Consider the following 1,133-nt stretch of genomic DNA (forward strand, 5'->3'; position numbering starts at 1 on the left):
GGTGGACCGGCAGCGGGCGCTGTTCGGGTCCTGGTACGAGTTCTTCCCGCGTTCGGAGGGCGCGCTGGTGGACCCGGACGGCAACGTCCCGCCGGTCTCCGGCACCTTCCGCACCGCCGCCGAACGCCTCCCCGCCATCGCCGCCATGGGATTCGACGTCGTCTACCTGCCCCCGATCCACCCGATCGGACGCGCCTATCGGAAGGGCCCTGACAACACCCTCACCGCCGGCCCCGACGACGTCGGCTCCCCCTGGGCCATCGGCTCACCCGAAGGCGGCCACGACGCCGTCCACCCCGACCTCGGCACCATCGAGGACTTCGACCACTTCGTCGCCGAGGCCACCGCCCTCGGCCTGGAGGTCGCCCTCGACTTCGCCCTCCAGTGCTCCCCCGACCACCCCTGGGTCAACAAACACCCCGAGTGGTTCAGCCACCGACTGGACGGCACCATCGCCTACGCCGAGAACCCGCCCAAGAAGTACCAGGACATCTACCCCGTCAACTTCGACCAGGACCTCGACGGCCTGGTCAAGGAGACCCTGCGCATCCTGCGCCACTGGATGGCCCACGGCGTGCGCATCTTCCGCGTCGACAACCCGCACACCAAACCGGTCCTCTTCTGGGAGAAGGTCCTCGCCGACATCGCCCGCACCGACCCCGACGTGCTCTTCCTGGCCGAGGCCTTCACCCGCCCCGCGATGATGCACACCCTCGGCAAGATCGGCTTCCACCAGTCCTACACCTACTTCACCTGGCGCAACACCAAGCGGGAACTCACCGAGTACCTCACCGAACTGGCCGGCGACGCGGCCGCGTACATGCGCCCCAACTTCTTCGCCAACACCCCCGACATCCTGCCCGAGTACCTGCAGACCGGCGGCCGCGCCGCCTTCGCCGTCCGCGCCGCCCTCGCCGCCACCCTCGCCCCCACCTGGGGCATCTACGCCGGCTACGAACTCTGCGAGAACCAGCCCGCCCACCCCGGCTCCGAGGAGTACCTGCACTCCGAGAAGTACGAACTGCGCCCCCGCGACTGGACCGGCCCCGACACCCTCACCCCCCTGATCACCACCCTCAACCGGCTCCGCCGCCGCCACCCCGCCCTCCAGCAACTACGGAACATCACCTTCC

General features: G+C 69.5%; 1 pseudogene. It reads left to right on the forward strand.

The window, feature by feature from the left end:
- Window positions 1-1,133: pseudogene (locus ACZ5ON_RS36100) on the forward strand (alpha-1,4-glucan--maltose-1-phosphate maltosyltransferase); the annotation flags it as partial.

The sequence above is a fragment of the Kitasatospora sp. NPDC032150 genome, from assembly GCF_055579945.1.